Below are 18,417 nucleotides of genomic sequence, written 5' to 3'. Positions count from 1 at the left end.
AGATGAAGAAATTAGCCATTTTATTAATTACAGTCATTTTTTCTTTAACAGCTTTCACCCTCGATGTTGAAGCAGTTAGAGATGTTTATACATCGCTTATTCAAACCTACAACAGTGATGGTAATCTTTCCAACGAAGAATTCAATTCTTTTTTCCAAGAACTTAACAATTTAGGATTGTATAGATTTTATAGAACTCAAATGATAGGAAGTGCTGAATACGTTGATAGACCTACAAATATTCAAACTTATCTTTCTCAGATTTATGACAATGTAGAGTCTCAATTAACTACAATTGAAGAAAAATTGGCTTTTGCGGGATTCTTAGTGTATGTTCAATCCGATCTTTCTGGCGAACAAATTACACAAGAGATGATTAGATCTATGCCAGCCTACTTTGCAACCGTTCAAGATTATACAAGATCTTTAGAAAATGATGCTTTAACTTATTTTGGCAACGTTATTATATATTCTTTGGGAATTGTTGATACCGCTCCTTTCACTAATATTGAAAGATTCGAATCTAAGGCTGAGATTTTAGATAAAAGATTTTACATATATGAAGGGGAAGCTAATCCTCAATTTAATGAGATAATATTAGAAAATAGAGAAAGTTTAGAACAAGGAATTCAGCAGCTTGTACAATCTGGTATAACTGGAAGGCCACTCCAAATCGCGATAGATCAGCTTTCTTACAATTATGTCAATTCGCTAATAGATGAAACCAACCGCCAAGTACAACAAGTCACTCAAATATTTATTGAGGAAGGCAAGACTGGGACTAATATTTCTTTTATAAGAATTATCATCTATGCTGTTTTGATTCTTATAACTTTCTTATTTTTAAGAAAGTATCTTTGGGTGACAGCTTTAAGTATTTTTGGAGTTGAATTTGTCTATCTTCTGATCTTCTACAATCCTATAAAAGATACAATATCTTCCTTTCTATATGGAAGTTATATAGTTACTTTTGTGTTTTTGTTTTTAGCCGTTTTGCTCTTTAAAAGTTTCGGAAAAATGACCAATTTTACAGAAAAAATTATAAACTTTTCCATCTTTTTCTTGGTGTTGCTTACTTTATTCGTACCCTCATATTATTCTTACGATCTTTTGATGCAAAATAATACTCAGTTTGATAATTCCACTTTTGAAACTCAATTATTGAACGATGTTGTTGTTTACCCACATGCTCCATTGCATAAAACTATATCCAGTTTGAATTCATACTTAGGAAGCGAATACTCAAAAGTCAACACTTTTTATAGATCAACTTTTTCATCTTTTTTAGCTGATCTTTTGAACTCACAAGTTTTGTCAAACCTACAAGGATCATCGGTTCAAACAAATAGAGACGGCTTGAAAATTGATAAAGTACAAAATTACCGAAGTATACCACTTGATTTTTCAAAAGAGGTTATTGACTTTGTTAATTCATCAGAAATTGCAGAAAGAAATATTTATAATGAGTTAGACGCATTAAAAGTCCAAGCCAACGATGTGTTAAAATTTTCTGATGCAGAATTCGAATCTAAATTCATAGAAACTTCAAACCAACTCCTTCAATCTACTGATCTAATCGATCCCTTGTTACCCAGTATAAAAACCTTTTTTGACATAGAAAAGGTCGACAAAATAAATTTAAGAGCCTATAACACTGTTTATGGTACAAAAATCTTTCTTTTGTTTTTTTTAAGTTTAACGATTCTTGTCATTTTTGAAGAGAAAATCACAAAATTTGTTTCTTTAATATCTATGTATATAATAAGCATTCTTAGCTTCATACAAGTAACTCCCCTTCAGGTTTTCAGCCAAACTGGCTATCCTAGTATTCACACTGTTGACTACACTATAAACTATATATTTGGAATAATTTTATTACTTTTAACTTCTCTGTTGTTTGTTAGAAACTTTTACTTTCAAAAAAACAAGTAAATTTACCCAAAGGAGGTAGGAAAACATGAAAAAGTTGCTAGTTCTTAGTTTAATCAGTTTAATGTTTGTAAGTTCTTTCGCTTTAAAAGTTATTATGGTAACTGATGTGGGTGGTTTGGGAGACAAGTCTTTCAACGACGGAACATGGGCTGGAGTTCAAATGGCTATGGATCAACTTCCAAATGTTGAGGGAGAAATAATCATTTCCAAGGAACAAACTGATTATATTCCAAATCTAACCAACGCAGCTCAAAGAGGAGATGTAGTAATTGGAGTTGGATTTATGATGGCAGATGCCTTATTCAATATCTCCGCTCAATATCCAGATACATTTTTCATAGGAATAGATATAGAACCATCTCCAGGTCAAACGGTCCCAAACAATTTAGCCCTTTACACCTTCAAAGAACATGAGGCAGGCTTCTTAGGTGGATACGTAGCGGCTGCCATGACCAAAACAGGTAAGATAGGTTTCGTTGGTGGAATAGAAATACCCCCGGTCAAAAGATATGAAATAGGTTACAGAGCAGGAGTTGAAGCCTACAATCAAATCCATGGTTCCAATGTCCAAGTTTTAATCGGGTACGCTGCCAGTTTTGAAGACCCGGCAAAGGGCAAACAGTTAACCCTTTCTCAATACGACAACGGCGCAGATATCGTCTTCGCAGCCGCTGGTGCAACAGGTAATGGTGTCATCGACGCTGCAAAAGAAAAAGGAATGTCTTTCTACGGTTTACCAGCAAATGCGCCTCTACAACAGGTTATAGATAAATATTATGAAAAAGGTGAGGGTTACTTCGCAATAGGAGTCGATGTTGATCAAGATTATATGGCACCTGGTTATGTTTTACTTAGTATCACAAAAAAGATCGATGTAGCAACTTTTGATGGTATCAACTCAGCTTTGTCAGCAAGATATTTTCAATCTGGACATAACAACTTAGGTATAGTCGATGACGGTGTTGGAATATCTCCAATGAAATATACCAAGGGACTTATACCAAACGAAGTAATAGCAGAATTGGCATATTTACAATCACTTGCCAAGGAAGGAAAAATCAATATCCCTCAAAGCGAAGCTGAATTAGGTTCCTTTAATGCAAGTAATATAGTTTTTCCATTCTAATTTACTCATTTATTGCAAATATGAGGCGGGATAAAATCCCGCCTATTTTGTAGATTATTTATCAAAGTTTGTTAAAACTTTTATTCCTGAAGTTGAAAGGAGGTTGCAGATGCCTCAAACAGAAAATATCCATGAAGAGTTAAATGACTATGCAGTATACATGAAAGAAATAACTAAAATATTTCCCAGGGTTGTTGCAAATGATAAAGTTACCTTTAAAGTAAAAAAAGGAGAGATTCATGCACTAATCGGTGAGAATGGCGCTGGAAAAACCACTTTGATGAATCAACTCTATGGTTTGTACCAACCCACAAGCGGCGAGATTTACATAAAAGGAAAAAAAGTTGATATCAAAGGCCCTTCTGATGCTATAGACAATGGTATAGGCATGGTTCATCAACATTTTATGCTGGTTGAAAATTTATCAGTTGCGGAAAACGTTGTTTTAGGAAACGAACCCACAAGGGGAGTTATTTTTAATTTTAAAAAAGCCAAAAAAGATGTTGAGGAATTGTCAGGAAAGTATGGACTCAAAGTAGATGTAGAAGCAAAGATCGAAGATATTCCTGTAGGAATGCAACAGAGAGTCGAAATAATTAAAACACTTTATCGTGGAGCGGACATTTTAATTCTCGACGAACCAACAGCAGTTTTAACCCCCCAAGAAACTCAAGAGCTCTTTGAAATATTGAGAAGTCTCAAAAAAGATGGTAAGACTATTATTTTCATTAGCCATAAATTGAAAGAAGTGCTGGAGATAAGCGATAATATTACCGTTATGAGACTTGGGAAGGTTACGGGTAACGTTAAAACTTCAGAGACAAACGAAAAAGAATTGGCTAATATGATGGTTGGAAGAGAAGTTGTTCTAAGTATAGATCGACCAGGTATAGAACCAGGAGAAGTACTTGTGAAAGTTGAAAATTTATGGGTAAAAGACAATAGAAAGTTAGATGCCGTAAGAGGTATTACCTTTGAAGTTAGAAAAAACCAGATTCTAGGGATCGCAGGAGTAGCAGGAAATGGACAGTCTGAACTCGCCGAGGCCTTAACTGGGCTCAGAAAAATAGAAAGAGGCAAGTACTATTTTCAAGGGAAAGAGGTCAGTAATTTATCTGTGAAAGAATTAAGAGAGCTAGGCATAGCTCACATACCTGAAGATAGACAAAAAAGAGGTATGGTTCATGAATTCCCAAATTATTTTAATCTAATTTTAGGTTCTCATGACAAACCACAATTTTCAGAAAGAGGATTCCTAAAATTTGATGGTATAAGGGATTTCTCCAAAGATCTCATTGAAAAATTTGACGTTAGACCACCTGAGATTGATATATATACAGGAAATTTGTCTGGTGGAAACCAACAAAAAGTTATCATAGCGCGAGAAATTGGCACTTCACCAACATTTATAGTTGTTTCTCAACCAACAAGAGGATTAGACGTGGGAGCAATAGAATATGTTCACAAAGAATTGATACACTTGAGGCAAGAAGGAGTTGCTATTTTACTTATATCTATGGAACTCGACGAAATCTTGTCTCTATCTGATAGAATAATGGTTATGTATGAAGGAAAATCCATGGGTGAATTTGAAAATGGTCAATTAACAATCGAAGAGATCGGTTTAATGATGGCAGGAAAGAGTTTAGATGAAGTAAAATTAATGGAAGAGGCTGGAGAAATTAAAAGTCTATAAATAGGAGGCGCTAATAAAGTGACTTCTTCCTCAAAACTTATGAAATCAAGATGGATGTCTTTTCTAGTTCCTTTTTTAGCGGTTGTAGTTTCACTTTTAATTGCAGCAATTATAATTTTAGCCATAGGCCAAAACCCCTTAAAAGCCTATGGAGCTATGATTAAAGGCGCAGTTGGTAGCAGGCTTTCCTGGGCGGACAATATAACAAAAATGACAAGTTTGTTACTAACTGGTTTGGCTGTAGGATTTGGATTCAGAGCAGGAGTATTCAATATAGGTGCGGAAGGTCAAATGGCCATGGGTGGGATAATGGCGGTAGCGGTAGGACTGAGCTTAGGTAATGTCCCTTCTGCTATAGCAATACCTTTGACTATTCTGGCAGGGATGGCTGGAGGAGCCTTTTGGGCCTCTATAGCAGGGTGGCTTAAAGCTCAAACAGGTGCCCACGAAGTTATAACTACCATTATGTTGAACTGGATAGCTTATCATATTACCAATTATCTGGTAGCCGGACCATTTGCTGTAGGTGCAGGCGTTCCAAAATCCCCTGAAATTGCAGAAAGTGCTCAACTTCCTCCACTGTTAACAGTCCAAGCATCTACCATTCCTTCTAGTATTTTAATAGCCATCGTTGCGGCAATTGTTATTTATATAATATTAGAGAGAACAACAACTGGATATGAAGTTAAAGCTGTGGGATTCAATCCATATGCAGCAGAGTATGGAGGAATATCAATAAGTAAAAATATTGTACTTACAATGGCTATTTCAGGAGCGTTAGCTGGTTTAGCTGGTGCTTTAGAAGTTATGTCCGTTCATCATAGAATTTTTGGTGCATTTACAAGCGATAGAGGTTTTGATGGAATAACTATTGCATTGATCGGTCAAAACAATCCTATAGGTATTATTTTTGCAGCTTTTCTCATCTCCTCACTAAGATCTGGTTCAAATGCTATGCAAACTATAGGTGTACCAGATGATATTATTGTTGTTATACAAGGAATAATAATATACTTTGTCGCAGCGGATAGAATAATACGAACTTGGATCATAAAGGCTTCTCAGCTCGGAAAGAAAAAATCCCCTAATACACTTCAAGGTGGTGAAGATGAATGAATTGGTTTGAAGCTATATTTACCGCTTTTGCTTCACCTTTATTTTATAAATTAACAATTCTTTCCGCCTTACCTTTAATTTTTGCAGGAATTGGAGGAGTGTACAGTGAAATAACCGGAGTAACAAATATCGCCTTAGAAGGTATAATGAAATTAGGTGCTTTCATCGGTGTGGCTGTTACTTTTCTTACTGGAAACCCTTGGATTGGACTTCTTTTAGGTATGGCCGGAGGTTTACTTTTGGCATTTTTACATGCCTATGTTTCTATAGAATGGTCGGCAAATCAAATCGTTTCTGCCACAGCTTTGATTCTAATCGCTCAAGGATTCACTGGCTTTTTGATGAAACCTGTTTTTGGACAAGAAGGTCAAACAGACTTTGTTGCTAAAATCCCAACGGTAAAAATTGAGGCAATTCAAAACATTCCTTTCATTGGAGAAATTTTTGGAGAGATCAGTTCTTTCTTCTACATTGCAATAGTAGTAATCATTGGATCTTGGTTTTTACTTTACAAAACTCCTTTAGGCTTAAGAATGCGATCCGTAGGGGAAAATCCCAGGGCTGCTGATACGTTAGGTGTAAACGTAAAAGCGATAAGATACTTTGGAGTTTTAATGAGTGGAGTTCTTGCTGCATTAGGAGGAATGTATCTAGCCCTGGGGGACATAGGACAGTTTCAAGAACAGATGCCTGCGGGCAAAGGATTCATTGCCTTGGCAGCTATGATATTAGGCAATTGGAATCCTATTGGGACTATGTGGGCAGCTTTGCTTTTCGGCGCTGCAGAAGCTATGAACATTCAACTTCAAACTTTGATGGTTCTCCCTTCAGAAATCAAAGCTTTACTAAATTTATTGCCTTTCGTTTTGACTATAATTGTCGTTGGAGGATTTGTTGGTAGAACAAGAGCACCTGCAGCTGACGGAGTCCCTTACGAAAAAGAGTAAATAGTTATTTTCAAAGGTGGTTAAGATGAAAGAAAATATTGAAATAACTCTTTTAAATAAGTACAAAAAAATAATTGGTATAGATGAAGCTGGAAGAGGCCCATTAGCTGGGCCTGTTTTTGTTGGTGCTGTTGTTATAGAATCAAAAAAAGAGGGTGAGTTATTAGCAAAAATTGGAAAAGATTCAAAATCACTATCTCCAAAACAAAGGGAAAGAAGATACTTTCAAATAACGAGAAATTTTAAATATTATAGCAATTTTTCAACTTCACAATTGATAGATGAAATAAATATATTCAAGGCAACTGAGCTAGCAATGATTAAGTTATTAGAAAAAATCGTAGAGGAAAACGCCAACGATTATTATGTAATTATTGATGGAAAGTTCTTCAAACTTGATTATAACTACGATTGTATTGTCAAAGGAGATCAAACATCCCCTCTGATAGGAGCCGCATCTATTGTAGCAAAATACGAAAGAGATATATATATGAATCAACTACATGAACTATATCCTAATTATGGCTTTATAACCCATAAAGGCTATCCTACCAGGAAACACATTGAAAACATAAAAAAGTATGGTATAATATCAGAGCATAGAAAAACATTTAATCCTATTAAGCGATTCATCGAAGAAGGAATTTTATGAGGAGGCAGAGACATTGAGGAAAAAAAATCTTTTATTGTTATTTTTTGTTTTTTTTATTTCCACCGTTCTTTATCCTGAAATTATTTATCAACCCTTGGAACAAACAACCTTTGCAAAAGTTAACGATGAAACTCTCAATGAAGAACTTTTAATATCAAGATCTCAAACAGTATATCTTTTGTCAGATCTCTATAATTCTTACCCTGAGTTTTATTCTGTTTTAACCAGAACAGCTACAGGTGTCGAACTCATGAACACTTATTTACTGGATCAAGCTCTAAAGATCGTCAATCAAGTTCTTTTTATACAGTTTGTTGAGCAAAAAAACATAGACTTACAACGAGAAGAAATCTGGAGCACAATTGAAGAAAACTTCTCTAAAACCTTTAAAGATGTTGGCATACCTGATGAAGAAATTGACAATTACCTTTTAGCAATCGGTTACACTTCAAAAACAAATTATATAGAGGATGCATTTTATTCAACACTATATAACAATTCAATTTCTGCACTTTATACTAAAATTATTCAAGAAACAGAAATAACCGAAGAAGAAATGACAGTGGAATATCAAAGTAACCAAGCTATTTATAAATCCGATCCCGCAGCTGATATAAAGCTGATTATATTCAATAGCACAGAAGATGCTTCTTACACGTACAATCGTATTATTGAAGGTTATTATACATATGATGAAGTATTTGAACAAACCGATTCAGCCACTACTATGAGAATAGACCTTAAAGATGATTCAAATTCATTAGTGCAAACTGTAAAAGCCAATCCTCCAGGATTCATTACAACTCCTCTTTTGTATGATGCTAAAAACGGTACCTATGCCCTTTTAAAAATAGAACGAAAATATCCAGAAAAACAATTGACTTTTGATGAAGCGAAAGACCAAATAATTTTTAACTTAAAAGACAAAAAAGCTCAAGAGTACTTTGATAAAGTTTTACCGAACGAGTTCCAAAAATTTCAAGAAGAATCTTCAATAATTCTCAATTCCGACATGTTTTGAAGAGGAGGTTGACACATATGCCTGATATAGAAAAAGATAAAATCATAAATGCTCTGAAAGAGGTTTATGATATGGAAATTGGTTTCGATATTGTTTCTCTAGGTTTAATATACAAAGTTGATATAGATGAGAACAATAACGTTCACATTTTGATGACTTTAACCACGCCGATGTGTCCTTTGGCTGGTTTGATAATAGAAAATGCTAAAGAGAAGGTAAAAGAAATAGAACAAATCAACGATGTAGATATTGAACTTACATTTGACCCCCCTTGGGATCCGCAGATGGCGAGTGAAGAAGTTAGAAATCTATTGGGTATTTGAGGTAAGATAATGAAGATAACCGATTTAGTAGGTAAAATTCAGGGGGAGTTTAAAATCTCCCCCTTTCGTATATTAAAAAAATTATCAAAAATAGAAGATAAAGATATATCGTTTTATTTAAAAGACTGGGAAGTAGAAATTTCTGAACAAACTTTTTATTTTTTGGTTAAACACCTTAAAGAAGGTTATCCTATAGAATACATTACCAAAAAAGTTTCTTTTTTAGGAAATGAGTTTTTTGTAAATGAAAACGTACTAATACCTAGGATAGAAACTGAAGATTTAGTAATATTAGCAATAAATCTTATAAAAAACAAAGATATAAAAAATGTAATTGATATAGGGACAGGTTCTGGCGTGATAGCAATCTCGATAAAAAAACAATTACCAAAAATTAAAGTTCGGGCTTCTGATATTTCAGAAGATGCAATAAAAGTAGCTCAATACAACGCTGAGAAATTAGGTGTCAATATTGGGTTTAAAATTGGTGATTGCTTAGATCCATTTTTGGAAGAGATTGACGAAGTACAGTTGATAATTTCGAATCCCCCATACGTTGAAACTTCTTTCGTAGAAAAAAATCGTTTTTTAAGTTACGAGCCTAGAATTTCCCTTGACGGGGGATACGATGGTCAAAGTTTTTTTAAAAAGATATCCAATTATTCTCATCTTTTAAAATCTAAATATCTTTTGTTTGAAACCAGTGAATTTACTGTAAGAAAAACCGCTGAAATTCTATCAGCGATAGGAAAAGTTCAAATTTTGCCTGACTCTTTTAAGAAAGAAAGATTCATCTTTATTTCTCCTGATTATTAAATAAACTTAAAACTAGCATTATTTCACCTACGCCGATTTTCAATTCCTTTGCTATTTCTTGAGGGCTGTAGCCGTTTTCAGATAGTTCAAGAATTCTGTTGGTTTTGTCGTATTTAGAATTATTATAATCTTTATTTATATTTTTATCTTTATCAACATTTGAAGGGTTATTCTCGTTCTTTGAAGATACCGTCGGGACTCCTTTGACTTTTTCAATTATCATCTTTTCTTCTTCCGGTGACAACTTTACCAAATGGTTAGAAACATCTAAAGCAGTATTTGTATTAATAAAATCAACCAACTCTTTGCTTGACATATTCAGCTTTCGTGAAAGCTCGTAAACCCTTACCTTATCGTCTTTGTCAACTATGTCTTTTTGATCTTCATCATTCTTTTGATCTTCTAAGCTTTTTGAAGGTTGGAGCTTATTTTCTAACTCCTGCCTCTTATACGAATCTAATTTTCTTTCTAAATCTGTCAACAATGAAAAAGTTTTAGCATAAGCATCATCTAAATCTTTCATGAGTTGATCTACCAATTCAATTTTATTATCCAAGGCTCTCAACCTTGTAGACGTTATCTTCTGGAATCTTGCTAGATAGAGGTTTTTTTCTTCCTCAAAATTTTCATATTTTTCACCAGTCTCGCTATTTTCTTGTAAAAAACGCCCTAAACGGATCATAAGAAAAATATTTACAATCGATATTGTAAGAGATAATACAACTAATAAATACAAAACAACCATTACAACTCCCCCATTATTACTATAGCTTATTCAGATTTGAATTCTATCGTAGGATAACCAAATGCTCCAGTATATGAGTAGCCTATTACGTTCTGCTCTATATAAGTGGGAGTAGGATTTACACTTAAGACTTCCCACCCATAAGGATAATGAATATTCACTGTTACTTGCTCATTTTGGTCACTTAAAAATTGCCCAGGAAGAGAAAATTCAATATTTCCATTCTCATTTCTGTAAACGAATCCTTCCAACTTAACGGTTTCATCAACATAAATCATAGGATAATTGAAATTTACAGTTGACTCATAGGATAAAACCACGAAATCTCTTGGAATTTGTTCCTTTAAATTATCCAAAGATTGTTGAAAGAGAGAAAGCTTTTCTTCATCAGGGGTGCTAAACCCTTCTACCAAGGTTTCGTAATCTCTCTCGTTTTCTGTTAGTATTTCCACGTTGGTTGCAAAATCCACGGAAAGATCTTCGTAAATGGTAAATGTAATATCTCTTGTCGTTACCTGGAAATGTGGTTGCAAATTTCTGTACATAAAAAATTGAAAGATAGCTAACCCAGCGAAGAAAATTAATGTTATGATTATGAAATTAAAACTATTACCCCTTTTTTGATTTGGATCGTTAGCCATGTGATTCCTCCTAATAAATGTTCTTTAATATGCCGATTACTCTTTTTATTATAACATAAATCAAGTGCTTTTTTAAGGCCTGATAATTTAGTCAATATCTCTTACAGATCGGCCCAATTCGCCAATCAACTCACCTCGAAAGATCATTAAATTAGATCAGATTAAACAAAAAAGTTCTAATCGTAATTCTAACTTAAAGTTATATTGATTGTAATATTTACACAAAGCAGAGATATTATAATTATTCTCAGTAGTTGTATGAAAAGAGTATATTTGAAAGTATTAAAAAATTTATGAAGTTCTGTTTTGCTCCAATTTAAAAAATAATACTCACGAGGAGGACTTAGATGGACGGATTAACTGCCACTCAAATATGGGCATTCGGAACATTCGCCAGCCTAATTGCAGGTCTGGCAACTACATTGGGAGCTATCCCTGTATTGTTTTTCAAAAAAGAGTTAAGCGAAAAAAATTTAGATATGTTTTTAGGATTTGCTGCTGGGGTTATGCTTGCAGCTACTGTTTTTTCACTCATAATTCCCTCTCTAGACACTGGTGGAATATTAATAACCGTTTTAGGAATCTTTCTCGGCGCTCTTGTTATTGAATTAATGGATACTTTTTCCCCCCATGAACATTTCTTAAAAGGGTACGAAGGGCCAGAATTGGCACGTTTAAAGAAAATATGGTTGTTTGTTATTGCAATAGCGCTCCATAACTTTCCAGAAGGTATGGCTGTAGGAGTAAGTTTTGGTGGTGGAATGATCTCTAATGGTATTACTGTAGCAGTTGCTATAGGATTACAAAATATTCCAGAAGGAACAGCGACAGCTTTCTCTTTAATTAAAGCTAATTATTCAAGAAAACAAAGTTTCTTTTGGAGTTTTTTGACGGGATTAGTTGAGCCTATAGGAGGCCTACTCGGGGCATCTCTAGTGGTATTAATGGCTCCGGCTTTGCCTTTTTTCCTTTCATTTGCGGGAGGGGCTATGCTATACGTTATTAGTGATGAGATAATCCCAGAAACCCACTCTCATGGATACGAAAGAACCGCTACTTTTTCACTGATTTTTGGATTTTTATTGATGTTGGTTCTCGATGTAGCCTTGGGATGAAAATTAATTTTTTGAAATAAACTAATTTTCAAAATTCCTGTTTTAGAGTTTCTGAAGACAGTATAATAAAAATACTTGGGAGGTCGAAATATGATAAGTCAATACATAATCTCAGTTATAGCAGGTTGGGGCGCTGGTGTAGTTACAGGAATAATCGGAGCAAGTGCTGCAACCGTAATTGTGCCTGTTTTAATAACTTTTTTAAATATTCCAGCCTTTGAAGCGATAGGAATAAGTCTTGCAACTGATGTGGTAGCATCGTTAGTAGCTGCAAATACTTATAGAAGAAATGGAAATATTGATTTAAAATCTGGAATACAGATGGCAATAAGTGCAATTGCTGGAGCTATCATTGGAAGTTGGATTTCTTCATATGTTCCATCCGCTGGATTAGGCGGATTTACTGGATTTGCAATTTTATTAATCGGTATTAATTTCATAAGGAAACCTTTACATCAAAGGATACAATCAATTCAAGAAAAACATAAAAACAATTCAAATACAAGTAATGTCAACAGAATTACTAGTTCAGTACTATGGGGTTTATTAATAGGCTTTATAGCCGGTTTTGTTGGTGCAGGTGGAGGAGTAATGATTCTTCTCATACTTACATTGGTTTTAAGATACAGAATTCACGTCGCAGTGGGAACTTCTGTTCTTATAATGGCTTTTACAGCATTATCTGGAGCTGTTTCTCATGCACTGTATTCCCCAATACCTTTGGATTTGTTAGCTTTTGCGGTTGTAGGTGGTGCTTTGGGTTCAAAAATGGCCGCAATATTCGCTAATAACGTTTCAGAAGAAAAGCTTAGCAAAATTGCTGGAATTGCATTTATCCTTTTAGGGGCAATGACAATTATAGGTGGTATAATATCTTAAATGATGATAATATTATTTTTCCCCTCTGCTTTTGCCTTGTATAGATTTTGATCGGCAATTTTGAAAAGTGACTCTATTTCATCACTGTTACCATAGGCTACTCCCGCAGAAAAAGTAACGTTCATCTCTTGTTTTAGTTTACGGTTTATTCTTTTCAAAATAGAATAAACCTCTTCTTTTTTAACATCTTCCAAAATTATTACGAATTCATCGCCACCATATCTGAAGATACTATCTTTTTTTCTCAAATTATCAACACATAGTTGTGCAAATCCTTTTAAGAGTTTGTCTCCTTCTTCGTGACCATAGGTATCGTTTACCTCTTTGAAGTTGTCTAAATCCACTATTACTAAGGCTATTTTCTGATTTTTTAAATATTTTATAGAAGAAATATAATTTTCGTAACTTCTTCTATTTCCAATCTCTGTAAGAGGATCTATCTGAGCATCTTTTTTTAATAAACTCTGATAAATTTTGTTTTGCCACATCACACCACTTTCTTTGGCATAATAATCTAGAATCTCGATTTGATCATCTGTAATTGGTTTTCCGTTGTATCTATTATCGCAAAGATAAAACGCAAGTTTTTCATCCTCTATTTCTATTGGTGAAATAGCTATTTCTCCTCTTAAATCAAGTAAATTTACTATCTTTTCCTCCAATCGACTTACAGGTAATTTAATAGTGCTATGCGATTCAACTGCGTATTTAAAAAGATCATTATCTATTAACAATTCTTTTTTAATAATAATACCTTTTATCCTTTTTTCTAAATTTGAAAAATAACTCATTCCAAACTCATATTGAGACAAATATGAATCAATGTTTGTTTCAAGTGTTTCAAACTTTTCATAAGTTTTGTGGGCTTCCATTTCATTTTCAGGTCCTATAACTCTATGAACCTTGAAATCACCACTGTCTTCAACAAATAAGATAGCCCTGTTAAATCCTCCTGCAAAGCCACCTGTTATCGCTGTCATAGTTATATATATCATTTCATCGATAGAAGTTCCAGGTTTATACCCTTTTTCTAATATAATTCTTGAAGCCCTGAATACATTGGCTATTTTTGAAGAGTTGAGTAGAATATCGGTAAGCATTGATCCTACTAACGGAGATGCATTTCTAATTATCTCATACACTACTATACTTTCCTCTTTTTGAAGTGTTTCGTAATTAATTTCAACTACGATCTCCATTTCAAATCTTTTTAGTTCTACTTTTTGTTCTTCTAGTAAATTAGTCTCTTCTATATTTTTTATCGTGAAAATAGAGAATGAATTAAATATCTTTATTAATTTATACAGATTATCAGGTACTTGAAGTGGATCTGAATGAATTTTAACTGTAACTTCAAAATCAAAAAGAACTTCTTTTGTGAAGTTTTCAAGTAAAAGTGTAATACCTGGGTTTACATAAGCTGAATTAATTTTTGATTGATACTTTTCAAGCAATTTTATATTCATTCTATTCACATCTCCGTAATCTGCACCCACATTTTCATAATTACGTCTAATATTTCATCTGGTGTAATCAACTCACCATTAGTTTTTGTTAAAGATTCTACATGTCTGTTCAATTTATTCAACCGAGACATCTCTTTAGCATACTGCCCTGTATTCATCTCTGGAACGATTATACTTTGAGCATTTTTAAATATTAGTTTAAGTCGTGAGGTTGGCATGGGCCAAACAGTGATAGGCTTAAAAAAGCCTACAGGAATTTTGTCTGATCTCGCTTGTTTAACTGCCTTCAAAGCACTTCGGGCTACACTACCATATGCAACTACTACTATATCGGCATCTTGAAGCATGTACTCACTATAGATAGAAATCTCCTCTGCTGATAATCTAATTTTTGAGTCTAAATGTTCAATAACTTTTGATATTGTGCTTGGATCCCTTATCGGAAAACCACTTTCATCATGAACAAGGCCAGAAACATGAAATCTTGACTTCCCCATTTCAACTAGCGGATTTACTGCAAATTGCTCATCTATATCAAAAGGTAAAAACAATTCTTCCTCACCTAAATCTACTTCCTTTAATCTTTCAACAATTTGAGGATTCTCTTTCTCGTAATCAAAATACACGTTTTCTCTCATGTGAGCCAAAGTCTCATCCAAGACCAAAATAACCGGTGTTCTATATTTTTCTGCATAATTGAAAGCTGTGACAGTATATGTGTAAACTTCTTCCACTGTAGAAGGATATATTGCAATAATTTGGTGATCTCCATGAGTTCCCCACCTTATCTGCATTATATCTCCCTGTGAAGGTTTGGTAGGAAGTCCTGTGCTTGGACCACCTCTCATAACATCAACAAACACACAAGGTACCTCTGTCATAATGGCGTATCCTAAAGCCTCTTGCATAAGGGAAAAACCGGGACCACTAGTTGCCGTCATTGATTTTACACCTGCAAGAGAGGCGCCTATTATGGCAGCCGCACTTCCAAGCTCGTCCTCCATCTGTATAAAAGTACCTCCAACCTTTGGCAATTCTCTAGACAGATATTCGGCGATTTCAGTTGATGGTGTAATCGGATAACCCGCAAAAAACCGACATCCAGCCTTTATAGCAGCCATTCCAACAGCTTCGTTACCTTGTAAAAAAAGCATTTTCCCCATCAAGTTCACCTCTTTTAAGAAGCGCGTCCTTTTTATTTTATTGCTCTATTTGTTTTATACTTATCGCAAAATCTGGACACATTCGTTCACATTGCAAACATCCAGTACATTTTTCTGGATCTGGAACAACAGGTTTACCAAATTCTTCTTCTATTATAGCATTTACGGGACAAATCCAAGAACAGATACCACATTTTTTACAATAATTGTAATTAATTATCACTTTAAAATGTTTTTTAGTAGTTTGCATTTGATTATTCCTCCCATTTGTTTGATAACCCTTTTTTTATCAAAATGTCTATATTATAGTATACTTAAAAATAGACCAGCAGCTATTGCCGAACCTATTACTCCGGCAACATTTGGTCCCATTGCATGCATTAAAATAAAATTACCAGGATCAGTCTCTTGAGCAATATGTTGGGCTACACGAGCAGAATCCGGAACGGCCGAAACACCTGCAGCACCGATTAAGGGGTTAATTTTCTCCTTCGCGAACAAATTCATCAATTTTGCGAATCCTATTCCACTGGCCATTGCAATTATAAACGCAACTGCCCCCAACAATATGATTTTCAAAGTAACCAATGATAAAAATACGTCAGCCGTCGCAGAAACACCTACCGATAACATTAAAAGTATTGTCACTGTATCTAAAACATAACGCGAGGCAGCTTCAGCTAATCTACCGGTCACCCCTGATTCTTTCAATAAGTTTCCCAACATAAGCATTCCTACTAAAGGTAGAGATTGAGGAACCATTAAAGTAACCACAACAGTTGTTATTATAGGAAAAATAATTCTTTCTTTTTTAGAAACTTCCCTTAACCTTCTCATACGTATTTTTCTTTCTCTTTTGGAGGTAAGTAACTTTGAAACAAAAGGTTGAAGCACAGGAATAAGTGAAATATAAGAATAGGCTGCAACTGCTATAACAGGTAATAAATCCGGAGAAAATTTAGAAGCTATGTAGATAGAAGTTGGACCATCAGCACCTCCAATAAGACCTATCGCGGCTGCAGGATGAAGGTCAAACCCTAAAAAACTCGCCAATATAAAACTAATAAAAATGCCTACCTGAGCAGCTCCCCCCAGGAGTATCAATTTTGGATTAGCAATCAAGTAAGAAAAATCAGTTAATGCTCCAATACCCAAAAAAATCAATGGTGGATAGATTCCAGTATCTAATCCCAATTTTATATACCACAACAATCCGCCTGGTTGGCCATTCTGAGGAGGCATGAGAATACCTGTTAATTCTGGGGGAATGTTAGCTATAACCATACCAAAGCCCAATGGAATTAAAAGAAGCGGTTCTGCGTGTTTTGATATAGCAAAATAGATAATAATCAATCCAAGAAGTATCATGAAAACTTGAGGCCAAGAAAGATTGATAAATCCAGTACTTGAAAAAAAGTCGAGTATGCCTTCCGCTAGCATTTAAAAACCTCCTAGGAGATAAGTGTGAAATTTTTTTCAATCACTTCTACAGTATTTTATTATAACATAAAAAAATTTACTGTTTCTACTTTATATAAAAAGAGTTTTTATTATTTTTTTGGTATAATAAAAGTAGAATAAGTTTATTTATCGAACTAATCTAAAAGTCAACTTATCATAATAATATACTGGGGGTGCTCTTTTGAAATATAGAAAATTTGGTAAGTACGATGTAGAACTTTCGGCCTTGGGTTTTGGGTGTATGAGATTGCCTGTTTTGAATAAAGATCCTTCTAAAATTGATGAAGAAAAGGCAACGAATATGCTGAGATACGCTATTGATAACGGAGTGAATTATGTTGATACAGCGTATCCTTACCACCAAGGAAATAGTGAATTATTTGTAGGTAGGGCCTTAAAAAATGGTTACAGGGAAAAAGTCTACTTAGCCACCAAAAATCCTGTTTGGTTGGCAAATAAATACCAAGATTTTGAAAAATATTTAGATGAACAACTAAAAAAACTTGATACAGAATATATAGATATGTATCTGTTACACTCTTTGGATAAAGAAAGATGGAATAAAATTTATAATCTAGAAGTTTTGAATTTTCTGGATGAAGCAAAAAGTAAAGGCAAGATAAAGTTTGCCGGATTTTCTTTTCACGATGACTTCAAAACCTTTAAAACGATCGTTGATTCTTACAACTGGGATTTTTGTCAAATTCAATACAATTATCTTGATACACATTTTCAAGCAGGAATCGCAGGATTAAAGTATGCAAACAGAAAAGGTCTAGCGGTGATTATTATGGAGCCAATTAGAGGGGGTAAATTGGCTAACAAATTACCTAAAGAAGCTCTCGATATCTTTAGTAATTTAGATAATACCAAGTCACCAGCTTATTGGGCGTTAAGATGGGTATGGAACCATCCTGAGGTAACTACCGTTCTGAGCGGAATGTCCACAATGGAACAGGTGATAGAAAATATTAAAACAGCAGATGACTCAGATCAAAATTCCTTAAGTGAAAAAGAATTAAAAGCAATTGAACAAGTCAGAAATATTTACAAGAGTAAATCTAAGATAGATTGTACGGGATGTAATTATTGTGTACCTTGTAAAAACGGTATACCTATTCCTACAATTTTTAGTATTTATAATGAAGGCTACATTTTTGATAACTTAATAGAGGCAAAAGAAAGATATCAAACTTTGATCAAACAAGGCATAGATGCCTCTATTTGTGAGGAATGCGGGGATTGTGAAGCAGAATGTCCACAACATTTACCTATAAGATCGTTGTTAAAACAAGTCAAAAATGAATTAGCATGATCCA

General features: G+C 34.2%; 18 protein-coding genes. 12 read left to right on the top strand and 6 right to left on the bottom strand.

Going from position 1 to position 18,417, the window contains the following annotated elements; all coding sequences use genetic code 11:
- Nucleotides 1–2: 2 nt before the first annotated feature.
- From BZ25_RS00665 to BZ25_RS00625, 9 genes are all read left to right on the top strand, one after another.
- The gene (locus BZ25_RS00665) at nucleotides 3–1,931 is read left to right on the top strand and encodes a hypothetical protein (RefSeq protein ID WP_121515368.1); all 1,929 of its coding nucleotides are present in this window, start codon (nucleotides 3–5) and stop codon (nucleotides 1,929–1,931) included.
- 25 nt (nucleotides 1,932–1,956) lie between these two features.
- A complete protein-coding gene (locus BZ25_RS00660) occupies nucleotides 1,957–3,057 on the top strand; it encodes a BMP family protein (RefSeq protein ID WP_012209471.1) in 1,101 nt (366 codons plus the stop codon).
- Between the two features lie 109 nt (nucleotides 3,058–3,166).
- Nucleotides 3,167–4,753, top strand: coding sequence for an ABC transporter ATP-binding protein (locus BZ25_RS00655; protein WP_121515367.1), 1,587 nt, complete (start codon nucleotides 3,167–3,169; stop codon nucleotides 4,751–4,753).
- A 39-nt stretch (nucleotides 4,754–4,792) separates the two neighbouring features.
- Nucleotides 4,793–5,869 (top strand): ABC transporter permease, encoded by a 1,077-nt coding sequence (locus BZ25_RS00650; RefSeq protein WP_041534425.1) that lies wholly within the window; start codon nucleotides 4,793–4,795, stop codon nucleotides 5,867–5,869.
- The gene (locus BZ25_RS00645) at nucleotides 5,866–6,816 is read left to right on the top strand and encodes an ABC transporter permease (protein ID WP_012209468.1); all 951 of its coding nucleotides are present in this window, start codon (nucleotides 5,866–5,868) and stop codon (nucleotides 6,814–6,816) included. The genes BZ25_RS00650 and BZ25_RS00645 overlap by 4 nt, the downstream gene beginning before the upstream one ends.
- Nucleotides 6,817–6,841: 25 nt before the next feature.
- Complete coding sequence (locus BZ25_RS00640; protein WP_121515366.1) at nucleotides 6,842–7,468, top strand: ribonuclease HII; 627 nt, start codon at nucleotides 6,842–6,844, stop codon at nucleotides 7,466–7,468.
- A gap of 13 nt (nucleotides 7,469–7,481) precedes the next feature.
- Complete coding sequence (locus BZ25_RS00635; protein WP_121515365.1) at nucleotides 7,482–8,489, top strand: peptidyl-prolyl cis-trans isomerase; 1,008 nt, start codon at nucleotides 7,482–7,484, stop codon at nucleotides 8,487–8,489.
- A gap of 17 nt (nucleotides 8,490–8,506) precedes the next feature.
- Nucleotides 8,507–8,812: a metal-sulfur cluster assembly factor gene (locus BZ25_RS00630; protein ID WP_012209465.1), complete on the top strand. Its 306-nt coding sequence runs from the start codon at nucleotides 8,507–8,509 to the stop codon at nucleotides 8,810–8,812.
- A gap of 9 nt (nucleotides 8,813–8,821) precedes the next feature.
- Nucleotides 8,822–9,628 (top strand): HemK/PrmC family methyltransferase, encoded by an 807-nt coding sequence (locus BZ25_RS00625; RefSeq protein WP_121515364.1) that lies wholly within the window; start codon nucleotides 8,822–8,824, stop codon nucleotides 9,626–9,628.
- Here BZ25_RS00625 and BZ25_RS00620 read toward each other — a convergent pair.
- Together BZ25_RS00620 and BZ25_RS00615 are read right to left on the bottom strand one after the other, a co-directional pair.
- Nucleotides 9,609–10,373 (bottom strand): hypothetical protein, encoded by a 765-nt coding sequence (locus tag BZ25_RS00620; RefSeq protein ID WP_121515363.1) that lies wholly within the window; start codon nucleotides 10,371–10,373, stop codon nucleotides 9,609–9,611. The two genes, BZ25_RS00625 and BZ25_RS00620, sit on opposite strands and share 20 nt — an antisense overlap.
- A gap of 26 nt (nucleotides 10,374–10,399) precedes the next feature.
- Nucleotides 10,400–11,014, bottom strand: coding sequence for a DUF4897 domain-containing protein (locus BZ25_RS00615; RefSeq protein WP_121515362.1), 615 nt, complete (start codon nucleotides 11,012–11,014; stop codon nucleotides 10,400–10,402).
- Between the two features lie 347 nt (nucleotides 11,015–11,361).
- On the opposite strand from BZ25_RS00615, the gene BZ25_RS00610 reads away from it, so the two are divergent.
- Together BZ25_RS00610 and BZ25_RS00605 are read left to right on the top strand one after the other, a co-directional pair.
- Complete coding sequence (locus tag BZ25_RS00610) at nucleotides 11,362–12,129, top strand: ZIP family metal transporter (protein ID WP_121515361.1); 768 nt, start codon at nucleotides 11,362–11,364, stop codon at nucleotides 12,127–12,129.
- Nucleotides 12,130–12,219: 90 nt separating this feature from the next.
- Nucleotides 12,220–13,008: a sulfite exporter TauE/SafE family protein gene (locus tag BZ25_RS00605; protein WP_121515360.1), complete on the top strand. Its 789-nt coding sequence runs from the start codon at nucleotides 12,220–12,222 to the stop codon at nucleotides 13,006–13,008.
- Here the strand turns inward: BZ25_RS00605 and BZ25_RS00600 are convergent.
- From BZ25_RS00600 to BZ25_RS00585, 4 genes are read right to left on the bottom strand one after another with little or no spacing between them, the layout of a single operon-like run.
- Nucleotides 13,005–14,474 (bottom strand): GGDEF domain-containing protein, encoded by a 1,470-nt coding sequence (locus BZ25_RS00600; protein WP_121515359.1) that lies wholly within the window; start codon nucleotides 14,472–14,474, stop codon nucleotides 13,005–13,007. The two genes, BZ25_RS00605 and BZ25_RS00600, sit on opposite strands and share 4 nt — an antisense overlap.
- A gap of 5 nt (nucleotides 14,475–14,479) precedes the next feature.
- Nucleotides 14,480–15,637, bottom strand: coding sequence for a 2-oxoacid:acceptor oxidoreductase subunit alpha (locus BZ25_RS00595; RefSeq protein WP_012209459.1), 1,158 nt, complete (start codon nucleotides 15,635–15,637; stop codon nucleotides 14,480–14,482).
- A 37-nt stretch (nucleotides 15,638–15,674) separates the two neighbouring features.
- Nucleotides 15,675–15,887, bottom strand: a complete 213-nt coding sequence (locus BZ25_RS00590; RefSeq protein ID WP_012209458.1) for a ferredoxin family protein — start codon at nucleotides 15,885–15,887, stop codon at nucleotides 15,675–15,677.
- 53 nt (nucleotides 15,888–15,940) lie between these two features.
- The gene (locus tag BZ25_RS00585; RefSeq protein ID WP_121515358.1) at nucleotides 15,941–17,077 is read right to left on the bottom strand and encodes a sodium ion-translocating decarboxylase subunit beta; all 1,137 of its coding nucleotides are present in this window, start codon (nucleotides 17,075–17,077) and stop codon (nucleotides 15,941–15,943) included.
- Between the two features lie 202 nt (nucleotides 17,078–17,279).
- Here BZ25_RS00585 and BZ25_RS00580 point away from each other — a divergent pair, with 202 nt between their 5' ends.
- Nucleotides 17,280–18,413: an aldo/keto reductase gene (locus BZ25_RS00580; RefSeq protein WP_012209456.1), complete on the top strand. Its 1,134-nt coding sequence runs from the start codon at nucleotides 17,280–17,282 to the stop codon at nucleotides 18,411–18,413.
- Nucleotides 18,414–18,417: the final 4 nt, after the last annotated feature.

Source organism: Petrotoga sp. Shatin.DS.tank11.9.2.9.3 (genome assembly GCF_003665005.1).
Classification (GTDB): domain Bacteria; phylum Thermotogota; class Thermotogae; order Petrotogales; family Petrotogaceae; genus Petrotoga; species Petrotoga mobilis.
The sequence above is the reverse complement of the archived record's forward strand: the minus strand, read 5'-3'. Positions and strand labels throughout refer to the sequence as shown.